Raw genomic sequence first — 25,529 nt, forward strand, 5'->3', positions numbered from 1 at the left:
ACTGCTGCCGTGGGCTGTTGCTGATCAGTTGCCCTCATACGCCGCCTAACTTCGCTTGCTCGCCCTCCAAATTGCAATTCGCGTCAAGGACGGCCTCGCTCGGACGCTTACCGCGAACGAGAACAACCGTTTTCTGGAGCTTTCCAGTTTTATTGGTCTACCGTCGCTCTTTGGAACGTCACTGCCTCAGGCCGAAGGCGTTGTCGCCAACAAACTCGTCAATTGGGGACTCGGCGCATCGTATCAATTGAAAAATGTGCTTCTACACGCCACGTTTACGCAGTCGCGCATCACATTGGCGACTGGCCGGGGTAACGCCAACACCGTTGACGCCGGTGCGAACTGGACCATCGTGCCCGACGATGTCCTCTCGGTTGGCGGATGGGTGGAAAATCTCGACGGCGGAAACTGGAAGACCATTACCGTCTCGAACGCTTACCTCCTGTCGAAACGAACTACCGTCTACCAGCAAGTGACCTACCAACACGCGTCAGGTGCCAATGGCTTCGCCTCGCTCGCCGCGGCAGGCGTGGCATCCGGCCGGTCCACGACCGGCGTCTCGGTTGGTATTCAGCACAACTTCTAGCCGTGCAACGCTAACCTCGACTGGTGGTACGTTCGTATGGCAGTGCAGCCTCAGGCTGACTGCCACAAACATGTGCAATGGGTCCAAGGACATCCTGCCGGATGTGTATCGCCTCTGACGATAGGTTGCATCGAAATGTATAGGCTTCTTTCCGGGCATGCAATCGCGTACCTTTCCTTTCACGAGATCACACGCCGGGCGGCGGTTTCTTTCAGGGCCGCCGCCCTGCACCTAGTCTATGAGGAATAGCATGCAGAACGTCCATGCCGGTAATGCGGCCATTCCGGCCATAGGCTTTGGTACCTACGGGATGACTGGCGACGACATCCATCGAATGATCCCCGCAGCCCTTCGTGCGGGCTTCCGTCATATCGACACCGGGCAAATCTACCGTAACGAAGCCGAGATCGGCGACTGCGTCGCCGCATCCGGCATCCCAAGAAGCGAAATATTTCTGACGACCAAGGTCTGGGTCAGTAACTACTCCGCAAAATACTTCGATGCGTCCGTCGACGAAAGCCTACGCAAGCTCAAGACGGACTACATCGACCTACTTCTGCTGCACTGGCCGGGGGGATCGGATGTGCCTCTCGCCGAACAGATTGCAGAGCTCAATGCGGTCGTGCGCGCCGGCAAGGTCCGGCACATAGGCGTCAGCAATTTCAACCGCGCACAGATGACGGAAGCGATCCGGCTCTCGGCGGCTCCGCTGGTGACGAATCAGTTCGAATACCATCCGTATCTGAACCAATCCTTGCTCATCGAGAGCACGCGCCAGGCAGGGCTTGCTGTGACGGGATATTGCGGCATGGCGGTTGGCCGCGTGTTCTCGGACCCAACGCTCAAGGAGATCGCGGCCCGTCATGACAAAACCATCGCGCAGATCGTCTTGCGGTGGCTTGTTCAACAGCGCGGCATGGTGGCGCTTTCACGAACCACGCGGATCGATCGGCTGGAACAAAACTTGGCGGTATTCGACTTTGAATTAGACGACTCGGATATGGCAGCCATACACGCATTGGCGACGGCAGACAGCCGAATTGTCAATCCGCCCGGTCTTGCGCCGTTGTGGGATAGCACAGGCGCCTGACTATCTGGCCCCTGGCGCGATAACCCGACATCCGCAATGGCCAGAGTCGCGACGACCGCTACGTTGCCCGATCGAACTTGTGTGCAAACCGCTCCGTCGCCCATTCGATGAAAACGCGCAGCCGCTGGCTCATGTGCCTGTCTGGCGGATACACGAGGAAGAAGGGATAGGGATCCGGTTGCCACGTCAACAGAACAGGCAGAAGTTCGCCGCGCGCAATCGCGTCCTTTGCAGCAAAGGAGAAGGTTTGAATCACACCGAGACCGGCCAACCCAGCCGCGACGTGTACGTTGCTCTCGTTGACACCCATGCCTTGTGAGCCGCCGATTTCGATTCGCTCGCTGCCCTTCTGAAAACACATCGGCAGGACGCGTCCGGTCCGCGCCGAAACGTAGCTCACGATGCGGTGGCCGCTTTTCAGCTGGTCGGGATGCGTCGGCCTGCCGTGCTGCTTCAGATAATCGGGCGTCGCGCATGTCACCCACGATGCACGGCCAAGCGGACGTGCGATTAGCGAGAGCTCGTCGACGTTGCCGCCGGGACGACGCAATCTACGTTCTCGCCGATGAGATCGACCTGCCGGTCGCTCACGCCCAGATCGACACGTATGTCGGGATAGCGCGCAATGAAGTCAGGCAGTGCAAGGATCAACACGCAGCTTGCGTTCGCCGAGCCGATGTCGATGCGCAACCGTCCGCGCGGACGCTGATGTGCGCTCGCGAACCCCGAGTCGATGTCCTCGATCTCCTTTAGCACGCGCGAAGTGCGTTCGTAGTACGCAGCCCCCTCGGGCGTGACAGTGACGCGTCGCGTCGTTCGCTGGAGCAGCCGTACACCGAGATGCAACTCCAGCAAACGCACGAGTTTGCTCACCGTCGCGAGTGGCATGTCGAGCGAGTCGGCAGCACGCGTGAATGCGCCCGCTTCGACAACGCGAGCGAACACGCGAATGGCAAGCAGTTGGTCCATGTCGATTATCTATCCACGTAGATAAAGTTATCGGATTTAGCCACTTTTTCAACATTCTCCTGGTTTGTACAGTAGCTCACACATCTTCGAAAGGAAAGTTGATCATGATGACAAACGCACTTGAACGCCTCCTCGCGCCCGTTCGCCTCGGCAGGCTCGAACTGAAGAACCGCCTGGTCATGGCGCCGATGACCCGCAGCCGTGCCGGACTTGATGGCACGCCGGGAGAGTTGGCGTCCGAGTACTACGCGCAGCGCGCGAGCGTCGGCCTGATCGTGACTGAAGGGACTCAGCCCTCGGACGATGGCCAGGGTTATCTCGCCACACCGGGCATCTATTCCGACGCGCATGTCGCCGGATGGAGCAAGATCACCTCTGCCGTGCATGACAACGGGGGCCATCTTTTCATCCAGCTCATGCACGCAGGACGCATGTCGCACCCGGAGAACACGCCGCACCATCGCCCAGGCGTCGCGCCTTCGGCCATCGCGCCTGATACACCGATGTTCACGGCCAAGGGGATGCAGAACATTCCCGTACCGCGCGCGCTGACGACCGAGGAGGTGCGCCAGACGGTGGCCGACTTCCGCTTCGCGGCGCGCCGCGCAATCGAGGCCGGCGCCGATGGCGTCGAGATCCACGGTGCGAATGCCTACCTGGTGCATCAGTTCCTCGCAGCAAGCGCCAATGCCCGCACCGACGAATATGGCGGCTCGATCCAGAACCGCGCCCGCTTTGCCATCGAGGTGGCCACTGCGATCGCGGAGGAAATCGGCGCTGAGCGGACGGCCATTCGCCTGTCACCCGGCATGATGCGGTGGGGCATCGACGAAGGCGCCGAGGGGCCGGCGCTCTACCACTATCTGGTGGCTGAACTCGACAAGCTCGGTCTGGCGTACCTGCACGTCACACATCAGGGCAACGAGCCACTGGTGGCCGACATTCGCAAGCGCTGGACGGGCACGCTGATTCTGAACCGGCCGGGCCGCTCCCGCGACGAGATTGGGGCCGACGTGGCCTCAGGGCTCGCCGAGCTGGAAGCCTATGGCCAGATGGTGTTAGCAAATCCGGATTTCGTCATGCGCCTGAAGACCGGTGCACCAATGAACGATGCGAACCCCAATGCATTCTTCGGCGGCGACGGGCAGGGTTATACCGACTATCCGGCATTGGCAGAAGCTGTGGAATCCTGAGCAATCCAGCGACAACCGTCACCGTCCCTCTTCAACGCGCGAATTATGGCAGCCGCTTCGGGGCCGATGGCCTGCGGAGCGGGAGCGTGTCGATTCCACTTTGCGTTGGTATTTGGCGGCACGCTCATGGATTGAGCGGTGACGGAATGTTAATGCCGCCGGCCGTGGGCCTGCTTCGCATCATCAGGACGATGCGGCTCGCCCCGGCCGTCCGGACCGGCAGCGTTGCCGTTGGACCGGAGTAAGCGCTATACCATGACACGACACACCGGTAATCATTCGACCATGACCGAGGCAAATCAGTTTGTGTACTTCGCGTGCGTAGTCAAGCACAGAAGCTTCAGCGCAGCCGCGAAGGAAGTCCGCGTCAGCAAGTCGACGTTGAGTCGTGTCGTCGCCGACCTGGAACAGGAACTCGGGGCGTCGCTTCTCACGAGAACGAGCCGGCGCGTGGATGTCACGCACGCAGGCGAGCAGCTATACACTCGCTGCCTCGCCGTATACGAGGCCGTACTGGCAGCGCAAAAAACACTCAGTAATATCGAGGCAGAGCGCGGTGCGAACACACCCGACCCACTGTGTAGCGACATCGCGCGGCCACGGGCCATTTAGAACAGGTGGCGAATGCCCACCATCGCACCGGTTTGATTCACACCTGGCAATGGCGTCGAGGTGGGTGGGATCACGCCACCGTCAATCGAGAACGCTGCGTTGCGCTGGTTGAACACACGCCCTGCAGTGACATACACCGAGGTGGCTTTGGAGAAAAAGTACATGGCGCGCGCCGCGATCACGGAGCCTCCCGCGGCATGGCCGCTCACGGTGATATGGCCGAACTGTGCGTCAAGAGAAATGTCCGGAAGCGGAAGATAGGAGCCACCGACCCACCAGTAGTTGCTGATCGCGTCGAAAATGGTCGGGGTCTGCACGCCGTGATTGATTCGATGGAGGAATCCCGCGCCGAAAGTCGCGCTGCCAAACTTCGCGTAGCCATCGATAACGGCGCGCGTATCCGTTTGCGAACTACGTGGCAGGGGCGAGCCGGTGCCCCCGCCACCGTAGTTACGATCGACGGCCACTGCTACGCCCCATTTCCCCGCGTCATATTTCAGCATGGCGGACATTGCCTTGCACGCCCGCCAGTCGGTCGGCGATTGGCCGGCGCACCCTCCGGCCGGCGCACTATCCACCGCGTCACGTCCAAACGAATACATCGCGGCCACGGTCAGCCCCGATGTCGTGAAGGTATAGGTGATCGCATTGTCAACTCGCGGCTGGGTCAGGTAGGGATCCAGATCGGCAGCGGCATAGATATTCGGCGCCAACGTATCGCCCGTTAATACCGCCCAAAAGATTTGCGAATATTGCCGACCGAGGGTGAACGTCCCCCATGGCCCGGACAGCCCGACATAGGCCTGCCTGCCAAACAAACGTCCCCCTTGATTCAGCGTGCCCTGTGACGGGGCAAAACCCGACTCCAATAGAAAGACGGCACTCAGACCGCCACCCAGATCCTCTTTGCCACGGAGGCCCCACAATGAGGGCAGCGAGGCCGTGAGCGACGGCGCGTGCACCGAACTGGACTTCTGGGGACCGACATTGGTCACATATTCAATGCCGGTATCGATGATCCCATACAGGACGACCGAGCTCTGCGCATGCGCTGCGCTGGAGGCAAATGCGGCAAATACCGCAAGAAGCGAGAACGCCCACCAAAACAGCGGGTGCGATGAACGGCCACCTCTGGCCCGCTTTAACCGTGAACTCATTTGTCTGTCTCCAATGTTATTTAACTTTACTAAGTTATACTTATCTAAATAATTTCAGATCCGATTGAACCTACAGGCAAGGCCTTCGTCATCGGTCCAGTACAAGGTAACGCTGCGCGTCCGGGTAAGGCACCCAACACCCGCCCCATCGCGCGTCAGCGCTCGTACCGTACGGACTAACCGAAGATCGATTCGGTTCAGCACGGCTCGGTCAGCTGCGGCCGATCGAACCGGATGCGCGGTTCATGTTGCTATGTCCGATCACCCTCGCGGCAAGCTCATTGGCGGCCTGTGGGAGTCGATTGCCGCGCCACGCGACATGCAAGTCGGGCCGGACCAGGACGAGATCGCGCTCATAGATGGCGCGAAGCGCGGAATCTGGCACCACGAGCACATCGAGTGGCGCGCCGAGTGCCTCGAACGCGGTGAGAAGCGGGCCCGCACCGTGCCCACCCGCGACATCGATCAACGTGTAGCGATCCGACCGTAGCCGGTCCTGGATGGCGCTTCCGTCCGCAAGCCACATATGGGGAAGCCGCGCGCCTGGCCAGGAAGTGGGAAGATAGGCACGCAGATCATGCTGCGGGCCGCCCGGCACATTGTCGATAATCGGTGAGTCCACATAGCGATAGCCCAGTTCTGCGCCGATCATCTCGTTCGACTTGCGCTGCTGAACGTTTGCCACTTCGGCAAGGTGAGCGCGAGCAGCCGCCCCTGCGGGCGTATCGTCTCCGATCTCCGGGCGCACCTCCGCCAACCAGGCGCGGTATCCTAGCGACGCGTAGCGCGATGCGCCGACTACCCGCTCGCCAATCTGGCGCCGTTCAACTTCGTAGGAGGCCAGCAGACCCGGTCCGCCCCACCCTTGCAGCGTGGCGGCCAACTTCCAGGCAAGATCGGTGGCGTCGCCAACGCCGGTGTTCATGCCGAGACCGCCAGTAGGAATCACGAGGTGCGCTGCATCGCCCGCGAGGAATACTCGTCCTTCTCCATAGCGTTCGGCCAGCAGCAGGTTCTGCCGCCACTCCGCGCAATAGAGCATCTCGTAAGGCAGCGGAACGCCGATGATCTGCTCGAACATCCGTCGCATCTCTTCATCGCTCTCGACGGCGGAATGAACCGTCCAGTGCCGCGTCGAGTCCTGCATGATCATGAAGGTAGGCGGTCCGCCTGCAACCAGATAGTGCCGCCCCCGGCTCGGTCCGTTGCCTATGGGCAATCGCTCGACCAGTTGCTCGCAGTAGAACAGGCCCTGCCTCAGCCGCGCAATGTCGCCCTCGCCCTCCAGATGGATGCCCAGTTGCTTACGCACGCGGCTCGCGCCACCGTCGCAACCCACGAGGTAGGCGGTCTTCAATGTTCTTCTCACACCGTCGGCGTCATTGACCGCCACCAGAACGCCATCGTCCTGCTCGGTGAATTCCAGAAATGTCGTACTCCGCATCACCGTGACCGGCGGCAATTGCTCGGCCACCTCAAGAAGAAGCGGCTCCAGTGTGTACTGCGAGATAAGCTGATAGGGCTCGAGCGGCAGGCTGCCGTCGCGGTTCTCGCGCGTCAGCGCGAGCGCCTCCGCCACCGATGGATAGGGCAAGCGCAGGATTGGCGGCTCCACCATGGAACGGATGATCTGAACGTCCATGGGGACGTCCTCGGGCATGCCGGCGGCCCGGATACGCTCCGCGAGATCCAGTCGCCGAAAAATCTCCATGGTCCGCGCGTTGCAACGCTCCATTTTCGGCAGAAACTGGGGCTCCGCCTTTTGCTCCACAAGCACACACGCTATGCCGCGGCTGCCGATGTCGATCGCAAGTGTCAGTCCTACTGGGCCAGCTCCGACAATGATGACTTGAGTTTCCAAAACCGATCTCCGTTTTCTACCCCTGTCTACCGGACGTGCTCCGGAGCAGTGCAGCAAACTGACTTCCCCCTCAGGCGTCTCTTCAAGACGTCAACGCCCTCCAGCCGGCCATTTCGCGCCGCAAGGCCGCCCGATTCGGATCGGCATATTCCATTCCTGGCGCCACTTGTGGCGGATCAGCCCAGCGTAGAATCTTTTGCCATGACTATTCTTTTAATTAGTGATACTAAAACATTTATCAAGCAGATTGGATTCGGATCGCTCATGGCCAGCTAACCTCAGGCTCGATCTGTTCGATTCCTCCCTAAAACATAGCCGGGTAGAACCAGTATCAGACACGATCCCGGTGCAGACACCACGGCCACTAGAGCCCAATTATCCGCATTCTATTGAACGATATTTATTTGATTTTTCAATCATTAATGAGATGGAGTATAGTTGATTTTTCAAGTATACACACCCATGTAAACCCTCTACCTCGCTGGCACGGTAGTCAAGCTGAAGCACGTACTCGAACGGATCCACGTCGCCCCCAGAACAGGGCGAGCACGCCTCAGGCGAGACGCTCGAGAACCTTGGCCGGCACCATGGGTAAATCGCGCAAACGGGCGCCGCTGGCATGCGCCACCGCGTTCGCTAGTGCGGCTGCCGTCGGGCCGAGGGAACATTCGCCTGCGCCAAGCGAAGCCGCATCCGGGGTACCCATCAACACGACGTCGATCGGCGGCACCTCGGCGAAGGTCAGAATTGGGTAGTCTTGCCAACTGCGTGTGGTGATTTCGGTACGATTAAACGTGACACGCTCCTTGAGCGCCCAACTCAGTGCCTGCACGATGCCACCCTCGATCTGGTTCTTCACACCGTCAGGATTGATCACGCGGCCCACGTCAACGGCAGCGGTCACTTTCGTCACACTGATCACCCCCGTGGAGCGGTCAACGTGCACGTCGACGACGATCGCGGCGTACGCCCCGATGTTTTTGTACCGTGCATACGCGAATCCGCGTCCGCGCTGCCCGTCGCCCTTCAACCCGGCCCGCCATCCGGACTGGCTTGCCGCCTCATGCACCACGGCAATCGCACGCGGATCACCGAGGTGCGCGAGACGAAACGCGACCGGATCCGTATTTGCTGCGAGCGCAAGCTCGTCCATGAACGACTCGATCGCGAATACATTGCCGTAAGCGCCCAACGTGCGCAGCGAACTCGTGCGAATGGGTGCGTCCAGCAGCAGATGGTTCGTCACCCGCTTGCGCGCCAGATTGTAGAGTGGCACCGCATTGCGGTCGCCATTGCCGTATGGCTGTGGAATCGGCGCCGGCACCGACGGCTGGAAGGGCTTGGCAAGATGCCAGGCGGCCAGCAGATTCACACCACCGGGTTGACCCGGCCGCATTGCGTGCGAATTGCTCCATACCTCATAGTTCCAGTCGACTATGCGGCCTTCCCTGGAGAGGGCCGCCTGCGCCCGCATCACCATAGCCGGACTGATCGGCGCCCACGCGAATTCGTCATCGCGCATCCATTGAATTTTGACCGATCGTCCCGGCACCTCGCGAGCAAGCAGCGCCGCGTCCAGTGCCACATCGTCAGCACCATTGTGGCCATAGCACCCCGAACCCGGCACGTGCACCACATCGACCGCGTTCATCGGCATTTCAAGCACCGTAGCGAGATTGCCGCGCAGTGGAAAGGCACCCTGCGTGTGGGACCAGACGGTCATATGTCCGTCCTTGAGCAGCGCAACGGAACACGAAGGCCCAATCGACGCGTGTGAAAGGTAGGGGCGAGAGTAGGTCGCCTCCAGTTGCGTCGCGCTATCAGGCACGGGCGTATCCTGCCCCGATTCGCCAATCACGGCATCCGCGCTTCGCAAGCGTTGCAGTGCAGGCTGGAGATGGTCCACGTCCGGCAACGCGACATAGTCAGCGCTCCACTGCGCCGCCTCCTGCAACGCATGGCGCGCAGCTATCGCCTGCTCTTCGCGCTTGGCGAGGACACCGAGGAAGTTGCCATTGCGAACAACGGCAACGACACCCGCGAGCGCCCTGACAGATGCGTCGTCAAGCGAAACCAGTTGCGCGCCATACCTCGGAGGCCGCACGACACGGCCGAAAAGCATGCCCGGCAGACGCATATCCTGAACGAATGCCGCGCCGCCCGTGAACTTTGCCGGAAGATCAATACGCGGTACCGATTTACCGACCAGCTTGTATTCCGACGGACGCTTTGGCGTGACATCCGTCGTCACCTCGCGGGCGAGAAGTTCCTGTTCGGTGCTCGCGATCTCCGCGTACGTCATGCGGCGGCCGTCGGCGGTCAGCATGACACCGTTCTCGACGCGCAGATCCGCCGCGGATACGTTGAATCGCCGGCTTGCCACGCCAAGCAGGAGCGCCCTCGCCTGGGCCGCGGCAAGGCGCAACGCCGCCCCGCTTTGCTCGACCGACTGGCTACCGAAGGTATAGTTCTCATTCGGGCTGCGGGTCGTATCCGCAGAAATCATGCGCACGCGATCCAGATCCACATCGAGTTCGTCCGCAGCGATCTGTGAGAGCGCGGTGAGAATACCCTGCCCCAGCTCAGCCTTTCCCGTGAAGATCGTGACCGTGCCTTCCTTATCGATTCGAATCCAGCCGTCAAGCCTGCGATTGGCACGAAGATCAACCGGGAGGTCGGGCTCGCCCCACGCAAACTCAGCGAATGGCGCAAGCGAGAACGTTGCGACTACCGCCCCAGCCAGCTTGCCAAACGCGCGTCGAGAAAGTCTGACGGTATTCATCCGCGCAACTCCTGCGCTGCACGCTGAATCGCACGCACGATCCGGTTGTGCGCGCCGCACCGGCATTTCTGGCCGGCCAACTCGCGCCGTATGGTCGCCGGGTCCGGATCGGGAATTCGCTCCAGCAGCGCTTTCGCGGCCATCAACATTCCGCTCGAGCAATAGCCGCACTGTGCGGCCTGCTCAGCGAGGAAGGCCTTCTGCAGCGCGTGAAACTGTTCGCCATGGCCGAGGCCTTCGATAGTGGTCACCCGAGCCGCACCTACCGCACCAACCGGAAACACACATGAGCGCGTCGCATCGTTGCCGACCATCACCGTGCATGCACCGCACTGCGCCTCGCCGCAACCGAACTTTGGACCGTTTAACTGAAGGTCGTTACGCAGCACGTAGAGCAATGGTGAATCCGCTGCTACGGTCAGAAGGTGTCGCTTGCCGTTCACCGTGATCGAAATACCCATGTCATGTTCCTTGAATTCGCATTCCTGGTATCATTTTCTGGATCAGTCATGCGCAGAAGCCACCGTCGAGAATTCTTCATTAGCATTAGCAATGCTAATTTAATAAACGAACGATTCTCTTGGGCTCTATCACAACCCACTAGCACTCGATGCAATCGATCCCATTTCTCACCGAAGCGCGGCTAAGGAAAACAAGCATCAGACACGATGCGAGTGCGGGCACCGCGGCCGCGACAAACAACGCAGTGTTCGACCACTGCAGTTCGATCAGTTGCCCCGCCACTACGGGACCGATAATTGAACCCGCCCGGCCGATTCCCAGACTCCAGCCAACCCCGGTGGCTCGCAGCGAGGTTGGATAGAGTGTCGCGGTCAACGCATTGACCGCCGGCTGGCCGCCAACGATACAGATCCCGCTAATCAGCACCACGGCATAGCGTAATCCTGTCGATAGATCAGGGAGACCGACGGATGCGACCGAAATTGTCGCCACCAGAAAGCTGAGCGCAAGGACTCGATAGAAGCCGAAGCGGTCCATCAACGGGCCCAGCATCAGCGCACCCACCGTGCCGCCGATCTGCAATGAGGTACCGATGAGCACAGCCGTCGACACTTCGTGGCCAACGCGCAAGGAAAGCATCGGAAGCCAGTTCGACAGGAAAAAGAGATCAAGCAGGTTCGCGAAGTTGATCCCCCACAGCAACAACGTCATTGTGCCGCGGCCATGACGAAAGAGCTCGCCAACCGAGGCCTTCGCTTGCGGCTGCCCGTGAACGGCAAAGCGGGTCCCGGGACCGACCTGGACGTTCGGTGCGATTCGCCCTAGCCACTGAACAATCCTTTCCCGGCCGCGCTGTTTGACCACCAGAAACTGGAGCGATTCTGGCAGATACCTGGCCATCACGACGGCAATGACCAGCGGCAATACGCCCCCAACGAGGAACACCGACCGCCAGCCGATCGACGGAAGGAGCGCTGCGCAGAGAAGCCCCCCAGCGATTGCCCCGCCTGTGAAACCACACGAAACCCATGTCATCAGAGACGCCCGATGTTTCTGCGGACTGTACTCGCTGACCAACGCGATAGCGTTACCCATCACGCCACCGATACCAAAACCCGTCAGGAAACGAATGGCAAGAAATTCCGGCACGCTTTGAACCAGGGTGGTACCGAGCATGCATAGCCCATAGAAGACAGTCGCTCCGATCAGCACCGGCCGGCGCCCCACGCGATCGGCCATGGCGCCGAGAACGATGGAGCCCACGAGCATCCCCAGCAGTCCGGCGCCGAACACAGGGCCGAGTTCGGCCGGACTGATGCCCCACGTCCGAACAATCGCAGGTGCGACAAAACCCATTGTCTGCACGTCGAACCCATCCATTACCACCGAGCAACCGATCATTACCATGATCCATTTCTGGAATGTGCTCAGTGGCTGGCTATCGATCAGCGCGCCAATGTCGACGATCGAAGCATGCGTCTCTTCCACGCGCTGCGCAGTATCGGGAGTCACTATTCACCTCGCTCTGTTTGAGCCACTTCTAGAACGGATAAGCCGGGAGATCGTCGCGGCTCGTCACCCACTGCCATTCCGTGAACTGATCGATGTTGGTTAGCGTGCTGTAGTTATGTCCGTTGCCGGACAAACCCAGACCGCCCATCGGCCCGAACACCTCGTGATTGACCGTCTGGTCATTGATGTGGATGATGCCGGCGTGCAGCCGGTCCGCGATCCGCTGGGCGCGGCGCACATCGGAAGACGCCACTGCCGCAACCAGGCCGTACCGGTTCTGATTGGCAAGCTTTACCGCCTCGTCATCGTTCCTGAACACAGTCACTGCGGCGACGGGACCGAAGATCTCTTCCTCAAACGCAGGCATTCCCGGCGCGACGTCTACCATGACAGTCGGTTTATAAAACAACCCGTCGCGAGTCCCGCCAGCGAGAACCTTCGCGCCCTTGCTCGCCGACTCCTCTACGATGCGCTGGACGTTTGCGGCCTGCCGTTCATTGATGATGGGGCCGAGATGAAAGTTGCCCTTGAAAGGGTCACCCACCGTCAGCGCCCTGGCGCGCCGCACGAGGCTTTCAATGTACGCGTCAGCAATGCTTTCATGAACGAGGTGCCGGCCCGCGGACATGCAGACTTGCCCCTGATGCAAAAACGATCCCCACGCCCCAGCGCTCGCCGCAGCTTCGACATCGACGTCGTCAAGCACGATATAGGGGTTCTTGCCGCCGAGCTCGAGGCTCGTTCGCTTGAGCAGGCCACCCGCGACGGCACCGATTGTTTGCCCAACCTGCGTGGATCCTGTGAAGCTGATCATGTTGACAAGAGGATCCCGGACCAGCGCGTCACCCGTTTCCGCGCCACCAGGAAGAACATGGAACAACCCCTCGGGCACCCCCGCGGCCTCGAATAGCCGCGCATAGAGAACGCCGCCGCTAACCGGCGATTGAGGGTCGGGCTTGAGCAGCACCGCGTTGCCCGTAGCCAGCGCCGGCGCGATAGCACGCGCCGCCAGTATGAAAGGGGAATTCCACGGGGTAATGACGCCGACCACGCCCATTGGAATTCTGCGCGCTACGCTTTGCCGCCCCTTCACGTCGCTCGTCGTGATCATCCCGGTTGGCTGGCTGCCTAACGCCGCAGCTTCGAGAATCTCGCGTATCGCCATCTTCACCTCCAGTTGCCCCTTGGGTCGTATCGACCCCGTCTCGCGGACAACCTGAACGGCGATCTCCTCTTTGTGAATCTCCAGCAAACGGGCGACCTCGCGCAAGATATCCCCTCGCTGAGGCCCCGGTGTCGCGGCCCAGGCGCGTTGCGCATCGGCCGCCATCGCGGCGGCGGCCGACACATCGGCAGCCGCCGCGCAGCCAATCGATCCCATTTCCGCGCCGGTCGCCTTCTCGGTCACCGGGATCGTACCCGCGGCCCCAGTTTTCCACCCGCCGCTATAGATCTTGTTACGCCACACGTCTGCTGAGGCCAATTCAGTCACGGACATTCGATTTCTCCCCATTCTTCGTATCATTCAAGACCGAACAAACGCCGCGCGTTTTCCCGTCCAATCTTCGCGCGATCGGTTTCGCTGATCGAGCATGTATCGAACCACTGGGATGCCTCGTCATGTGTTTCGAACGGATAGTCGACCGAATACATGATCCGGTCACTGCCCATTTCCAGCATCGTGGACAGCAGCGTCTGGGTTCTGAAATTCCCGCTCGTCGTAACGTAGACGTTCTCCCTGAGATATTCGCCGACGCTGCGTTTGCAGGGCAGTCCGCGTGGTGCCTTCTGGAGAATGTGGTCGACACGCCAGACATTGAAGGGAATCCCTTCGCCAAGGTGGCCGAGAATCATCTGCAACCCAGGATTACGGTCGAAGAGACCCGACGTCATCAGTCTCAGTGCGTGAGTACTCGTTTCAACCGCGAACGCCCAGGTCGCGGCGGTCAGCCACGGAAAACCGTCGTAGATCGGTTCACGGGACGGCAACGGATCGCGGGGATGCATATAGAAAGGCTTGCCGAGCGCCGCCGCGCTCGTCCAGAAATCGGTGTACTGCGGGGCGTCGTAATACACGACATTTTCCGCATCGCCTACCTGGGAAAAGCCATTCACCATGAAGCCGTGAAATCCCAGCTCCTTCACGGTTCGTTCCAGCTCACGTGCCGCAGCTTCGGGGTCCTGCATCGGCAACGCGGCGAACCCGCCGAGACGAGTTGGATGCCGGGAGACATGGTCGGCGAGGACATCATTGGCCCGCCTCGCGACATCAATCGCCTGTTTGGCGTCCGGGATGCCCTGAATGCCCGGCGAATTGAGTGACAGGATCGAATACTCGGTCCCGCCCTGCTCCATCCGCTCGAGTCTCTGCTGCTCAATGTCCATCAGATTGGACTTCAGCATTTCCCAAACGGGCGCAGGCGCATAAATTTTCGACTGCTCGATAGTGAGGTCTATCGCAAAGTGTTCTTCAAGCGCAATCTTGTTTCTCATCAAACTGCTCCAGTTCAACGCGTCGCAACTTCACTTTCCAAAGGAAGATGAAGGGCATCACATGGGTTCGTCCGGCACGCTCAGATACTTGATTTTTCAAGCATATGCGTCTGACTGTACTTGATTTTTCAAATATGTGTACTCCATGTAAACCCTCGACCTGTTGACGATCGCCAACCGCACTTCGATCCGAGATCACTTTTGAATTGCGTATAATTGAATTTTCAAGTATATAAATGCAGTTCAACCCTCAGTTTTGGCGACGATCTTGAACACTTCCAAGCGACCAGAAGAACTGGAAAAGGCGGTTCCCTTCCTGATGGCGCGCGCCACCAGCCGAATGGGCAATGCGTTCTCGAAGGCACTTAAACCGTTTGGCCTGAACCTCAGCGAGTGGCGAGTCTGTGCCTCGCTTCTGTATGTTCCGGGTCAGACTTTGTCTGAACTTTCTCTCCATGCATCGTCCGATATTTCGGCGCTCTCAAGGATCATTGATCGTCTCGAGGGGCAGGAGTTGGTGCGACGGGAGAGGAGCGCGACCGATGGACGGTCGATCAGAGTTGTCCTGACGGACAGAGGGGAGGAGCTTGCTCTGCGCATTGTCCCTTTCGCAAAGCGCCACGAATCGGTGGTTCTCTCTGGCTTCACCGCAGGCGACGTCAAGGTGTTGCGCTCCATGCTGCTCAGGTTGTTCGAAAACGCAGGCGCGCTTGACGATCTTCCTTAACCTCGCTCGAACGGTCATCTTTCCGCGCGGAGTCAACGGTCCGCCCGGAGACGCTCTCGCGACGGCCCACGGCAATACGTGCCTCAGCCCTCCCCCAATGGCGCAATCTGTGAGAAGGACTGGCGGCTTTAGGGCTCCAGTACTTCGAAGGTCTGGACGCGGTCGGTTTCATGCCATGTATCGCCCGCACAGAACTTTCATCTCCTGATCATTTCGTTTTCCTGATCGATTCAGGTTGACGTGGAACCTGCCCGCACTGGCGTGGGTGTATCCACGATGGGTGCTGCAGGTTGACGGCTCAACGCGCTGGCGTTGGGCATCATGAATCGAGCCGATAGCAGCCCAACGAAACCCGCAATGGGTGGTTCGCATATCGAAAGTATGGTCGCATACGTTCGCTCGTTCTTCTCCCGAATGACAAAGCATCATTGCGCTTGATAGAACGTTAGGCTCCCCTGCAAGACGGCTCCGCGGATGTGACTTTGCATCAATCTGACCGGGAGCGCGTGGGCGGTTGAATCGCTCACTAAACTTTGCAAACGTAAAAAATAGTGTATAAGATGGATCTAAGCCGAGGAGGGAAAGCCCCCTCCCGATGCTAAAGAATTGTTCATAGGAGACGACGGCCATGCCGAAGCGAAAAATTGACACGCACCAACATTTTCTGCCCAAACTCTACGTAGACGCGGTTGGACTGGACTTGCTGAATGCGGCGATGCCGGGCGGTGTGGCCCCAACCTGGTCCGTCGAGGCAGCCATCGCGATGATGGATGAAAACGGCGTCGACGAGGGAATCCTGTCCATCTCTTCCGGGCCCACACTTCCGGACGCGGCGACACTGCTGAGAAAGTGCAACGACCACGCAGCGGACCTCAGATCCCGGCATCCCGGACGGTTCGGCTCCTTCGCGAGCGTGCCGCTGCCAGACGTCGATGCAGCGCTGAAGGAAGTCAGCTATTGTCTTGACGAGTTGAAGGTTGACGGCTTCATTGCTTTTTCGAACTACAACGGACTGTATCTGGGGGACGAACATTTCACGCCGCTGTGGGAAGAATTGAACAGGCGCGGGACCGTGGTTTTCGTTCACCCCAACCAGCCCCCTCACGATGTGCCGCCGGTCGCGCCGGCGTCCGTGCTCGAGTATCCCTTCGAGACGACACGTACAGCCACCAGCCTGATCATGTCAGGTGCGATGAATCGCTTCAGGAACATCCGGTTCATCCTTTCGCATGCCGGGGGGACGCTGCCGTTCCTCGTCCCTCGCCTCGCCCTCTCGATTTCCATGATGCCCGCAGTGGCCGAGCGCGTGGGTGACACGTTGGCGGCCGTCAGATCCTTCTACTTCGACACGGCACTTTCCGCCGGCAATTCGCCCCTCAGCGCGCTGGCGCAAGTAGCAGATCCCGATCACATTCTCTTCGGGACGGACTTCCCGTTTGCACCGAGAGGCGCAATCCGGCAATTCGGGAACGTGCTCGACGACATCAAGATTCCCGGCATTGAAATGGACAAGGTGTACGGGGAAAATGCTGCCCGGTTGCTGGCGCGCTAACTGTACTGGCAAATCGGAGTTCAAGGAAAGACGATGCGTAATATCAACGAAGACACCATCACCCAAGCGGTGCTTGCGGCAATGGCCGGCTGTAACAACGACAGGCTGCGCAGTGTCATGACCAGCCTTGTCCAGCATTTGCATTCGTTCGCAAGAGACGTCAAGTTGACCGAGAGCGAATGGCGGTACGCAATCGACTTCCTCACTCAGGTTGGCCATATCACCGATGAAAAACGCCAGGAGTTCGTACTCCTGTCTGACACGCTCGGTTTGTCGATGCTGGTTACGACACAGAACAACCGCAAGCCAGCCGAATGCACGGAAGCAACGGTTCTTGGGCCCTTCTTTGTTGAAGGTGCCCCCGAGTACAGGAACGGTGAAGATATCTCCAAGGGTGCAGCGGGTCTCCCCTGCTTTGTTGCCGGCCGCGTTCGGGGTCTTTCGGGAGAACCTGTCGCCGGGGCGGCGATCGAGGTCTGGCAATCCGATGAAGACGGATACTACGACGTGCAGTACGGGGACCCTCTGGATACAGAAGTAGCGTTTCAAGCCCGTGGTCGTTTGCAGACACTGCCTGACGGACTCTTTCATTTCCGCTCGATTCTCGCTGAAGCCTATCCCATTCCGCACGATGGGCCGGTTGGTCGAATGCTTGATGCGCTCGGACGCCATCCGTGGCGGCCAGCCCACCTGCACTTCTGGATCACGGCGCCAGGGTACGAGCCTTTGATTACACACGTGTTCCGGAACGGGGACAAGTATCTCGACTCGGACGCGGTATTCGGCGTACGCTCAACGTTGATCGTCGACTGGGTCGAGCATTCGCCAGGTGTCGCGCCGGACGGCACTGCGATGGACACCCCGTTTTACACGCTCGATTACGACTTCGTGCTCAACCCTTCGGCGCACGGGTCATGAACAGGCTCATTCTCGTCGGAACCCGCCATGTCAACATCTGAATTCGTCTATAACGGGCGCGGCACGCGTGTCGTCTTCGGGTCCGGCTCACGTACCCATATCGAACGTGAGTTGCACACGCTGCAGGTACGCCGCGCGCTGATTCTGTGTAGTCAGGAGCAACGCGCATTGGGCGAATCGGTTGCAGACCAATTGGGTGTGCTCGCAGCAGGTGTCTTTGATCGAGCTGCCATGCACGTGCCCGTTGAGCTGATCACGGAAGTACGCACGGTTGCCGCGTCGCTGAATGCCGACTGCCTCATCGCCGTGGGCGGCGGCTCGGCGATTGGCCTCGCGAAGGGTCTTGCCCTCGAGACGAGCCTGCCCATTCTCGCCGTGCCGACCACCTACGCTGGCAGTGAGATGACACCCATATTCGGGTTGACCGATTCGGGCCTGAAACGGACAGGCACCGATTTACGCGTACTACCCAAAACAGTCATCTACGATCCAGACCTTACCCTGACTTTGCCAGTAAGCATGTCTGCGACAAGCGGCATTAACGCAATCGCACACGCGGCAGAAGGTTTGTATTCACGCGATGCCAATCCTCTTACCAGCCTGATGGCCGAAGAGGGCATCGCGGCGCTCGCGCGCAGCTTACCCAAAATTGTCGCACAGCCGAATGACCCTTCCGCACGCACCGATGCGCTCTATGGCGCCTGGCTTTGCGGTACCGTGCTCGGCAGCGTCGGTATGGCGTTGCATCATAAGCTATGTCATACGCTCGGCGGCAGTTTCAATCTGCCGCACTCACCCACCCATACCATTGTGCTGCCCCACGCCCTGGCGTACAACGCGGGTGCGGCGCCGGATGCGATGAGACGGATTGCGCGGGCGCTCGGGCACGAAAGCGCTGCGCAAGGTCTATACGAACTCGCGCGGGCAAACGGCGCACCCATCGCACTTAAGGAGATCGGCATGCTTGAGGAACACCTCGACCAGGCCGCCGACCTTGCGTGCGAAAACGCCTACTGGAATCCTCGTCCGCTTGAACGCGGAGCAATTCGTGCGTTGCTGCAGCGGGCATTTGACGGTAGCGCACCCAGTGATGCGTTGTAGAACGCGTTTCGTCCGGATCCAATGATCTGGATACCCCATAGTCACTTCAACGTGTCGCAACGTATTCGCACATGGCATCACGAACACTACCTGATGCAAGACATGTCCGGACGAGTCGCCCGACGGAACTTAAGCGTGCCGAACAGCAGCGCGCGCAGGAAACTCGTTCGGCCATTTTAAACGCAGCGCTTACGGAGTTTTCATCGAAGGGTTTCGAAGTCGCGAGTATTCGCAGCATTGCAGACCGAATTGGGATGCAGCATCCGCTCGTTACCTACCACTTTCGTTCCAAAGAAATTCTGTGGCAAGCGGTAGCCGAATATGTGTTCGAGCGTGTCCGGCAAGAACGCGACGCAAGTCTGTTCAGCTTCGGTCCGGCTAGCGCAGTCGATCGTCTCAAGCTGGCCTACAGAGCGCTATTCCGCTTCACTATGGCGTTTCCCGAGTTTCACCGCTTCATACTTCAGGAGTCGCTAGGTTCCAGCTCGCGGCTGCAATGGCTCGCGGATACTTTCCTGAAACCGCTAATTAGCTGGTTGCTACCGCAAATCCGCGCCGCCCAGGAGGAGCACGCGCTGCCCAACGTCGAACCTATTGTTTTCCACTATATGTTGATTAGTCTGACGTCGACCCTCTCGGGCTTCGGCCCGGAATTTCTGGCGACCAGCGATCTATCACCGTCCGATCCGGCGCTGGCCGAGGAATATTGGCGCACCGTCGAGCAGTTCGTGTTTGGAGCATTGGAATCACGTTAGGAGAGCTGCATGGAAACTATGCTGCGAGCTCAGCGCGCCCTTCCAGCCAGTATGGCACTTGACCACGTTTTCAAAACACGCGGCAGGCGCCGCAACGCGGTATTGCGGTATCGCGCCGGCGCACGCTCGAAACGGCCGATCGCCGTTGACACAGCAACATCAGTTGCGTGCCCTGCGCGCTATTAGTGCCTTACCCGCGCGTGCGCCATTCTCGCGGCTCATTTGCTGACTCACCCAATCACCAATCGAAACGACGGCGTCGAGATCAATTCCCGTTTCAATCCCGAGGCCGTCCAGAAGGTAGAGCAGGTCTTCAGTAGCGACATTGCCGGTGGCGCCTTTGGCATAGGGGCAACCGCCCAGTCCACCAACCGACGCGTGGAAAATCGACATGCCGACCTGAAGAGCGCCGACGATATTTGCCAGCGCCTGCCCATAGGTGTCGTGGAAGTGGCCAGCGAGAGACGCCAACGGAAACTCCCTGGAAGCCGCTTGAACAACTCGCTGAACCTGGTGCACCGTGCCAACCCCAATCGTGTCGGCAATGTCGATTTCATCACACCCCAGATCGCGAAAACGCCTGACCATATCGACGACGGCATCCACGCTCACCGGCCCCTGGTACGGGCATCCGAAGGAACATGAAATGCTGGCGCGCAATCGCAATCCCGCTGTTTTCGCCATACGCGCGACCGGGGAAAAGCGTTCGATGGATTCCGTGATGGAACAATTGATGTTGCGAAGTGAAAATGCTTCGCTCGCTGCACCGAAAATGACGACCTCGTCGGCCTTGCTCTCTATCGCGGCCTCAAGCCCTCTCATGTTGGGTGTCAGTGCAGCATACGAGACCCCCGCTTCGCGATCTATCCCAGCCATGACTGCCGCACCGTCGGCCATTTGCGGAATCCATTTTGGCGACACGAAGGACGCGGCTTCGATGCGCCGCACGCCGGCGCCAACGAGTCGATTGACTAGTTCAATCTTGGTGTCGGTCGGTATGAACGTGCTTTCCGCCTGCAGACCGTCTCTAGGCCCGACCTCGACAAGGTGTACGCGCTTTGGAAGACCGCTATCCATGCCCTCCCTCCAACTTTCCTGCTGATTCATTTTGAACTCCATTTCGTAGCAAGGGTCGACCCTCGCGACTTGGGGCACGATTGCGACACCGCAGAAACAGTTCCAGCGAGAATCAGATCCCCGTGCCAGCGGCGAGCAAGACCAACGGTGCTCGAATTGTGTATGCGTCTCGCCGTCGACGTGTAACCACACAGATCCAGGCGAGACGCTCAACTTCTGCATTTACCTTGAGAGCACCTGCTTCAATACCCGGCGAAGCTCGGCTGCCGGATCATCCGGCAACGTGAGGCTACGCCACGCCACATGATGGTCGGGGCGGGCCAATACGCAGCCACTGTCGCCGATTTCCCGCACGCGAGCCCAGTCGCCTGTGTGGTCCGCATAGGGCTGCCGCGGACCGATAACATGTACGTCAAGCTTCAACCCCAGCTCCTCGCCGACTCTTGAGGCAGCCTCGACCCATGCTTCGCCTCCAAGACCGGTGAACAGTACGAATCGCCCATGTCCAGCGAGGTCAAGCGTGGAATGTGGCCGTCCACGGGAGTCGAAAACCCAGGCATGCGGCAGACGCGCGCCAGGCCATGTCGTCGCCTGGTAATACAGCTCACGGTCACGCGCGAATGCTGGTTCGGTTTGCCCATCGGTCACCGCAGCGCTCGAGTGATAGCGTTGATTCATCTCCACGCCCTGGGCGTCCAGTTCATATCGCTTGAACGCCAACGCTTCCCGAATTTCGTCCCGCTGTTTTTCCGCGGCCTCGGTGGTTCCGCTTCGAGCATGCATATTCGCTTGCAAGACTTCCGCATCGTTCGATTTGTCAATGCCAAGCGCGCTATAGAGCGGCGCAAATTCGGCAATCGACTGGTTCGCGCGGGTGACGACCTGCTTCGCGATCGGTGCACGCTCAGCCGAATAGGTATCCAGAAGCGCTTCACCCGCGTGCCCCTTGATGACCTGCGCGAGCTTCCAGGCAAGGTTGAACGCATCCTGAATCGACGTGTTGGAGCCCAACCCGCCGGACGGCGGATGCCGGTGGGTCGCATCGCCCATGCAGAACACTCGCCCCTCCTGCATGCGGGTCGCGTACATGTTGTTCACGGTCCAGGTATTCGCGCCCAACAGTTCGATCTCGAGATCCGGCTTGCCCACCAGCTGGCGTGCGATCGTGGTGGCCTTTGCCTCGTCCACAACCGGAGCCGGCTCGTTGATGTCATAGCCCCAAACAATCAACCACTCGTTCCAGGGCCGAACCATCCGGATGAGGCCCATCCCGATACCGCCCACTTCTGCGCCCGGTTGCATGATGGGGTACAACACTGCCGGGCGATGCGCAACAAATTCAGACAGGTCCGCGCGGAACCAGATGTTCATCGATCCCCGTACACCCATCTGCCCTTCGAAAGGCAGACCCGCGTCCTTCGCGACCTTGGAGTTCCCTCCGTCCGCGCCGATAAGGTACTTCGATCTGACCGTGAACTCCTCCCCCGACAATCGGTCACGGCAGAGCGTCATAACACCGTCTTCAGTCTGCGCATGACTCAGATACTCCGTGCTCATCCGCGCCTCAGTGCCTCGTGCACAAGCCGTTTTGAACAGCAGCGGCTCCATGAACGTCTGCGGCAAATCGTTCATCTTTGTCGGACTCGACAATTGGCGTTCCGCTCTTGACAGCGGATGCAGTCCCCAACTGGGCACCCTGCCAATCTCCTCACCAGTCAGACTTTCGCAGAAAACCGTCCCGCCCATCAGATCCTGATCGGTCGCGTACAGGTAAGCCTCCTGCTCCACCTGCTGACCGAGGTCACGCAGGACTTCCATGGTGCGAAGGTTTGTAATGTGCGCTCGAGGCGTGTTGGCCAGCCACCGATACTGGTTGATGACCATGTTGCTGATACCGTACGTCGAAAGCAGCGCGGCACTGGCGGAGCCGGCAGGCCCCGTTCCGACGATGAGTACGTCCGTGGTTATTTCATACATTCGACACCTCCAATTGTCACGCCTTCGCACCTCGCCGCGCCCGAATATTTCGGATACCTAACTCAACGCGAGATTACGAGTCTCAGTTTTTACGATCCTGCCCGGTTTTCACTAACCCGTCAGGCGGTCTTGTGCTCGGTCAGATTAAGATAACGGATCATCTCCTCACGCATTGCAAACTTCTGCACTTTTCCCGTAACAGTCATTGGCAATTCATTAACGAAACGAATATATTTTGGCACCTTATAGTGTGCGATCTGCCCCCGGCAAAAGTCCCTGATGTCCTCCTCAGTCGAAACCTCACCTTTTCGAAGCACGATCCAGGCGCACAACTCCTCGCCGTTCTTCTCATCCGGCACGCCAAACACCTGCACATTCTGTATTTTCGGATGCCTGAAGAGGTACTCCTCAACTTCGCGAGGATAGATGTTCTCTCCCCCTCGGATCACCATGTCCTTCAACCTTCCAACGATGTTGCAATATCCATCGGCGTCGATTGTTGCGAGATCGCCCGTATGCATCCATCCGTCAACGATGCTTTCGCGCGTTTTTGTCTCGTCCTCCCAGTACCCCAGCATGACCGAGTACCCTCTTGTACAGAGTTCTCCCGTCTCGCCGACCGATACCGTTTTACCGTCGAAATCGACTATCTTTACCTCGAGATGAGGTTGAATCCGCCCGACTGTTGTCGTGCGCTTATCCAGCGGATCGGCGGTCGCGCTCTGAAACGACACGGGACTGGTCTCTGTCATTCCATACGCAATGGTGACCTCCCGCATATGCATGTTCGTCACGACCTGATTCATTGTCTCGACAGGGCAAGGCGACCCTGCCATGATGCCGGTCCGCAGACTGCTCAGGTCAAACGATGAGAACTCCGGATGCCCCAGTTCGGCGATAAACATGGTCGGCACCCCGTGGAGTGCGGTACAACGCTCTTCCGAGACGGCCGCGAGGGTCGCACCGGCGTCGAATCCTTCGCCCGGGAACACCATCTGCGCACCGACCGATACGCATGCCAGTACGCCAAGCACCATGCCGAAACAGTGGTACAGCGGCACCGGAATGCAGAGCGAGTCGGCATCGGACAACTTCATCGCCATCGCAACAAAACGCCCATTGTTGACAATGTTTCGATGTGTCAGCGTTGCACCCTTCGGACTACCGGTAGTACCGCTCGTGAACTGGATATTGATCGGATCATGGGAAGAAAGTGTTTGCTCGACGGTATCGATTACCTCACGCCCTTTGTCTCGCAGAACCCCCTCTCCGCGCTGCATGACCGCGTGGAATGACATGACGCCCGATACGTGCCAATCGCCCACGGAGATCACCGTACGAAGGTCTGGCAGACGTGCGGCCCTCAACTCGTCCGACTGCTGCGATGCGAGTTCAGGCGCTACGTCGAGCAACATCGAAATGTAGTTCGACGTTTTGAAACTCTCAGCGGTGACAAGCGCTTTGCATTTCACTTTCTGTAGCGCGTACTCGAGTTCCGCCACGCGATAGGCTGGGTTGATGTTGACCAACACAGCACCGATGCGCGCTGTCGCGAACTGCGTGAGCAACCATTCGAACCGGTTGGGAGACCAGATGCCGACACGGTCCCCTTTCTCTATTCCCAATGACAGGAAACCCGCGGCGAGCTGATCGACATGGTCGTCGAATTCCTTCCATGTCCATCGTAAAAGTTGTTCCCGGAACACCACAGCTTGCTGATCGGAAAACCGGCGTGCTGTTTCCCTTAGAAACTGGCCGACTGTGGACTCGCTCAACGGAACGTCCGCCGCACCCCGTACGTAGGCAAGGCCATCGGCTGGCGCATCGAGCGCAGGGAAACTGGGTAAAGTGTGCATGAAGCCATCCTCCATCGTTGCTGCGCGTTTCCGCCCCAGCCTGCGTCAGACTATTTCCCGTGAAAAACCATCTCGCCTGGTTCCTGGTCGAGGTCGAACGCCTCGGCCGTGTTGATGAACCCTCGCGCGGCGTCCTCTGTGTTGTATAAATCCATGCAAACATCCAGCATGACGGCATCCGCACCGGGGACGCCGCCGCTCGACCACACCTTGAGCAAGGTGCGCGTAGCCGCGTACGAAAGCGTCGGACCGTCGGAGAGACGCGTAACCAGCCCGGCAGCAACACGTTCGAGCGCATCGGGTTCAGCCACGTGCGTTGCAATCCCAAGTTCTCGGGCCACGCTGCCAGGAATGGATTCACCCAGCATCGCGAAACGGGACGCGTTGCTACGCCCCACCCGCTCAGCCAGCCGCTGCAGCGCGCCCGCAATGGGAAGCATCGCCGTCGTTACCTCGACGCATCGGAACACCGCGTCGGTCGACGCCACAATGAAGTCACAGTTCAACGCGAGTTCAAAGCCGCCGCCAAAAGCCAGACCCTGCACCACCGCCACGGTCGGGACCCGGAGCGCTTCGATCGCACGATACGAAGTGTTGATTTCCGCGACGAATGTACGGAACCAGTTCAGGTCCTTTCCTGGCCATTCGCGAACCTCTCCACCAAGACTGAAGTTGGGCCCTTCGGCCCGAATGACCAGTACCCGGATGTCGCTTTCGCTAGCTTCGTGAACCGCCTCCCGCAGACACTCTGCAAACCGCGCATCGAGCCGGTTGTAGGGCGGATTCGCCAGAACGATATGTCCAACCTTCCCGTCCCGCTCAAAACGTATGCTTTTCATCGCCTAACCT

General features: G+C 59.4%; 22 protein-coding genes. 9 read left to right on the top strand and 13 right to left on the bottom strand.

Features of this window, described 5'->3' with window-relative positions; translation table 11 throughout:
• Nucleotides 1-55: 55 nt before the first annotated feature.
• Nucleotides 56-586 (top strand): porin, encoded by a 531-nt coding sequence (locus KHO23_RS33525; RefSeq protein ID WP_211617227.1) that lies wholly within the window; start codon nucleotides 56-58, stop codon nucleotides 584-586.
• 250 nt (nucleotides 587-836) lie between these two features.
• The gene (locus KHO23_RS33530; protein WP_211617229.1) at nucleotides 837-1,676 is read left to right on the top strand and encodes an aldo/keto reductase; all 840 of its coding nucleotides are present in this window, start codon (nucleotides 837-839) and stop codon (nucleotides 1,674-1,676) included.
• Between the two features lie 58 nt (nucleotides 1,677-1,734).
• Here KHO23_RS33530 and KHO23_RS35595 read toward each other — a convergent pair whose 3' ends face one another.
• Entirely contained in the window at nucleotides 1,735-2,226 is a 492-nt protein-coding gene (locus KHO23_RS35595) for a LysR substrate-binding domain-containing protein (protein WP_328822017.1), read from the bottom strand.
• Entirely contained in the window at nucleotides 2,187-2,645 is a 459-nt protein-coding gene (locus KHO23_RS35600) for a LysR family transcriptional regulator (protein ID WP_328822018.1), read from the bottom strand. The genes KHO23_RS35595 and KHO23_RS35600 overlap by 40 nt, the downstream gene beginning before the upstream one ends.
• Before the next feature lie 104 nt (nucleotides 2,646-2,749).
• Here KHO23_RS35600 and KHO23_RS33540 point away from each other — a divergent pair, with 104 nt between their 5' ends.
• Both KHO23_RS33540 and KHO23_RS35730 read left to right on the top strand, forming a co-directional pair.
• Nucleotides 2,750-3,838, top strand: coding sequence for an alkene reductase (locus KHO23_RS33540; protein WP_236067083.1), 1,089 nt, complete (start codon nucleotides 2,750-2,752; stop codon nucleotides 3,836-3,838).
• A 285-nt stretch (nucleotides 3,839-4,123) separates the two neighbouring features.
• Nucleotides 4,124-4,450, top strand: a complete 327-nt coding sequence (locus tag KHO23_RS35730; protein WP_211617231.1) for a LysR family transcriptional regulator — start codon at nucleotides 4,124-4,126, stop codon at nucleotides 4,448-4,450.
• Here KHO23_RS35730 and KHO23_RS33550 read toward each other — a convergent pair.
• The 7 genes from KHO23_RS33550 to KHO23_RS33580 all read right to left on the bottom strand — a co-directional run bounded on the left by KHO23_RS33550 (nucleotide 4,447) and on the right by KHO23_RS33580 (nucleotide 14,717).
• The gene (locus tag KHO23_RS33550) at nucleotides 4,447-5,607 is read right to left on the bottom strand and encodes a porin (protein ID WP_211617233.1); all 1,161 of its coding nucleotides are present in this window, start codon (nucleotides 5,605-5,607) and stop codon (nucleotides 4,447-4,449) included. The genes KHO23_RS35730 and KHO23_RS33550 overlap by 4 nt on opposite strands.
• Nucleotides 5,608-5,818: 211 nt before the next feature.
• A complete protein-coding gene (locus tag KHO23_RS33555) occupies nucleotides 5,819-7,468 on the bottom strand; it encodes an FAD-dependent monooxygenase (RefSeq protein WP_211617235.1) in 1,650 nt (549 codons plus the stop codon).
• Between the two features lie 553 nt (nucleotides 7,469-8,021).
• Nucleotides 8,022-10,250: a xanthine dehydrogenase family protein molybdopterin-binding subunit gene (locus KHO23_RS33560; RefSeq protein ID WP_211617237.1), complete on the bottom strand. Its 2,229-nt coding sequence runs from the start codon at nucleotides 10,248-10,250 to the stop codon at nucleotides 8,022-8,024.
• The gene (locus KHO23_RS33565; protein WP_211617239.1) at nucleotides 10,247-10,711 is read right to left on the bottom strand and encodes a (2Fe-2S)-binding protein; all 465 of its coding nucleotides are present in this window, start codon (nucleotides 10,709-10,711) and stop codon (nucleotides 10,247-10,249) included. Before KHO23_RS33565 ends, KHO23_RS33560 begins: the two co-directional genes overlap by 4 nt.
• Nucleotides 10,712-10,850: 139 nt before the next feature.
• Nucleotides 10,851-12,224, bottom strand: a complete 1,374-nt coding sequence (locus KHO23_RS33570) for an MFS transporter (RefSeq protein ID WP_211617241.1) — start codon at nucleotides 12,222-12,224, stop codon at nucleotides 10,851-10,853.
• A 28-nt stretch (nucleotides 12,225-12,252) separates the two neighbouring features.
• Nucleotides 12,253-13,749 carry an aldehyde dehydrogenase family protein gene (locus KHO23_RS33575; RefSeq protein WP_328822019.1) on the bottom strand — a complete coding sequence of 499 codons (1,497 nt, stop codon included), beginning with the start codon at nucleotides 13,747-13,749 and terminating at the stop codon, nucleotides 12,253-12,255.
• Nucleotides 13,746-14,717 carry an amidohydrolase family protein gene (locus KHO23_RS33580; RefSeq protein ID WP_211617245.1) on the bottom strand — a complete coding sequence of 324 codons (972 nt, stop codon included), beginning with the start codon at nucleotides 14,715-14,717 and terminating at the stop codon, nucleotides 13,746-13,748. The genes KHO23_RS33575 and KHO23_RS33580 overlap by 4 nt, the downstream gene beginning before the upstream one ends.
• Before the next feature lie 268 nt (nucleotides 14,718-14,985).
• On the opposite strand from KHO23_RS33580, the gene KHO23_RS33585 reads away from it, so the two are divergent.
• The 5 genes from KHO23_RS33585 (at nucleotide 14,986) to KHO23_RS33605 (ending at nucleotide 19,770) form a co-directional block, all read left to right on the top strand.
• On the top strand, nucleotides 14,986-15,444 hold the full coding sequence (locus tag KHO23_RS33585) for a MarR family winged helix-turn-helix transcriptional regulator (protein ID WP_328822020.1): 459 nt from the start codon (nucleotides 14,986-14,988) through the stop codon (nucleotides 15,442-15,444).
• A gap of 628 nt (nucleotides 15,445-16,072) precedes the next feature.
• A complete protein-coding gene (locus tag KHO23_RS33590; protein WP_211617247.1) occupies nucleotides 16,073-16,996 on the top strand; it encodes an amidohydrolase family protein in 924 nt (307 codons plus the stop codon).
• 33 nt (nucleotides 16,997-17,029) lie between these two features.
• Nucleotides 17,030-17,914, top strand: a complete 885-nt coding sequence (locus KHO23_RS33595; protein WP_211617249.1) for an intradiol ring-cleavage dioxygenase — start codon at nucleotides 17,030-17,032, stop codon at nucleotides 17,912-17,914.
• 27 nt (nucleotides 17,915-17,941) lie between these two features.
• A complete protein-coding gene (locus KHO23_RS33600; protein WP_211617251.1) occupies nucleotides 17,942-19,015 on the top strand; it encodes a maleylacetate reductase in 1,074 nt (357 codons plus the stop codon).
• Nucleotides 19,016-19,086: 71 nt separating this feature from the next.
• Complete coding sequence (locus tag KHO23_RS33605; RefSeq protein ID WP_211617253.1) at nucleotides 19,087-19,770, top strand: TetR/AcrR family transcriptional regulator; 684 nt, start codon at nucleotides 19,087-19,089, stop codon at nucleotides 19,768-19,770.
• Nucleotides 19,771-19,929: 159 nt separating this feature from the next.
• Here KHO23_RS33605 and KHO23_RS33610 read toward each other — a convergent pair whose 3' ends face one another.
• The 4 genes from KHO23_RS33610 to KHO23_RS33625 all read right to left on the bottom strand — a co-directional run bounded on the left by KHO23_RS33610 (nucleotide 19,930) and on the right by KHO23_RS33625 (nucleotide 25,519).
• Nucleotides 19,930-20,877 carry a hydroxymethylglutaryl-CoA lyase gene (locus KHO23_RS33610; protein ID WP_328822021.1) on the bottom strand — a complete coding sequence of 316 codons (948 nt, stop codon included), beginning with the start codon at nucleotides 20,875-20,877 and terminating at the stop codon, nucleotides 19,930-19,932.
• A 192-nt stretch (nucleotides 20,878-21,069) separates the two neighbouring features.
• Nucleotides 21,070-22,824 (bottom strand): FAD-dependent oxidoreductase, encoded by a 1,755-nt coding sequence (locus KHO23_RS33615; RefSeq protein ID WP_211617285.1) that lies wholly within the window; start codon nucleotides 22,822-22,824, stop codon nucleotides 21,070-21,072.
• Nucleotides 22,825-22,943: 119 nt separating this feature from the next.
• Entirely contained in the window at nucleotides 22,944-24,680 is a 1,737-nt protein-coding gene (locus KHO23_RS33620) for an AMP-binding protein (protein WP_211617255.1), read from the bottom strand.
• A gap of 50 nt (nucleotides 24,681-24,730) precedes the next feature.
• A complete protein-coding gene (locus tag KHO23_RS33625; protein WP_211617258.1) occupies nucleotides 24,731-25,519 on the bottom strand; it encodes an enoyl-CoA hydratase/isomerase family protein in 789 nt (262 codons plus the stop codon).
• Nucleotides 25,520-25,529: the final 10 nt, after the last annotated feature.

It is taken from the genome of Paraburkholderia haematera, assembly GCF_905220975.1.
In the GTDB taxonomy this organism is placed as follows: Bacteria; Pseudomonadota; Gammaproteobacteria; order Burkholderiales; family Burkholderiaceae; genus Paraburkholderia; species Paraburkholderia haematera.

What these genes read in the sequence shown, in the direction of transcription:
- KHO23_RS33530 (WP_211617229.1), top strand. Translation starts at nt 837, where the DNA reads ATGCAGAACGTCCATGCCGGTAATGCGGCCATTCCGGCCATAGGCTTT.
- KHO23_RS35600 (WP_328822018.1), bottom strand. Translation starts at nt 2,645, where the DNA reads ATGGACCAACTGCTTGCCATTCGCGTGTTCGCTCGCGTTGTCGAAGCG.
- KHO23_RS33540 (WP_236067083.1), top strand. Translation starts at nt 2,750, where the DNA reads ATGATGACAAACGCACTTGAACGCCTCCTCGCGCCCGTTCGCCTCGGC.
- KHO23_RS35730 (WP_211617231.1), top strand. Translation starts at nt 4,124, where the DNA reads ATGACCGAGGCAAATCAGTTTGTGTACTTCGCGTGCGTAGTCAAGCAC.
- KHO23_RS33550 (WP_211617233.1), bottom strand. Translation starts at nt 5,607, where the DNA reads ATGAGTTCACGGTTAAAGCGGGCCAGAGGTGGCCGTTCATCGCACCCG.
- KHO23_RS33560 (WP_211617237.1), bottom strand. Translation starts at nt 10,250, where the DNA reads ATGAATACCGTCAGACTTTCTCGACGCGCGTTTGGCAAGCTGGCTGGG.
- KHO23_RS33565 (WP_211617239.1), bottom strand. Translation starts at nt 10,711, where the DNA reads ATGGGTATTTCGATCACGGTGAACGGCAAGCGACACCTTCTGACCGTA.
- KHO23_RS33575 (WP_328822019.1), bottom strand. Translation starts at nt 13,749, where the DNA reads ATGATACGAAGAATGGGGAGAAATCGAATGTCCGTGACTGAATTGGCC.
- KHO23_RS33580 (WP_211617245.1), bottom strand. Translation starts at nt 14,717, where the DNA reads ATGAGAAACAAGATTGCGCTTGAAGAACACTTTGCGATAGACCTCACT.
- KHO23_RS33590 (WP_211617247.1), top strand. Translation starts at nt 16,073, where the DNA reads ATGCCGAAGCGAAAAATTGACACGCACCAACATTTTCTGCCCAAACTC.
- KHO23_RS33595 (WP_211617249.1), top strand. Translation starts at nt 17,030, where the DNA reads ATGCGTAATATCAACGAAGACACCATCACCCAAGCGGTGCTTGCGGCA.
- KHO23_RS33600 (WP_211617251.1), top strand. Translation starts at nt 17,942, where the DNA reads ATGTCAACATCTGAATTCGTCTATAACGGGCGCGGCACGCGTGTCGTC.
- KHO23_RS33605 (WP_211617253.1), top strand. Translation starts at nt 19,087, where the DNA reads ATGGCATCACGAACACTACCTGATGCAAGACATGTCCGGACGAGTCGC.
- KHO23_RS33610 (WP_328822021.1), bottom strand. Translation starts at nt 20,877, where the DNA reads ATGAATCAGCAGGAAAGTTGGAGGGAGGGCATGGATAGCGGTCTTCCA.
- KHO23_RS33615 (WP_211617285.1), bottom strand. Translation starts at nt 22,824, where the DNA reads ATGTATGAAATAACCACGGACGTACTCATCGTCGGAACGGGGCCTGCC.
- KHO23_RS33620 (WP_211617255.1), bottom strand. Translation starts at nt 24,680, where the DNA reads ATGCACACTTTACCCAGTTTCCCTGCGCTCGATGCGCCAGCCGATGGC.
- KHO23_RS33625 (WP_211617258.1), bottom strand. Translation starts at nt 25,519, where the DNA reads ATGAAAAGCATACGTTTTGAGCGGGACGGGAAGGTTGGACATATCGTT.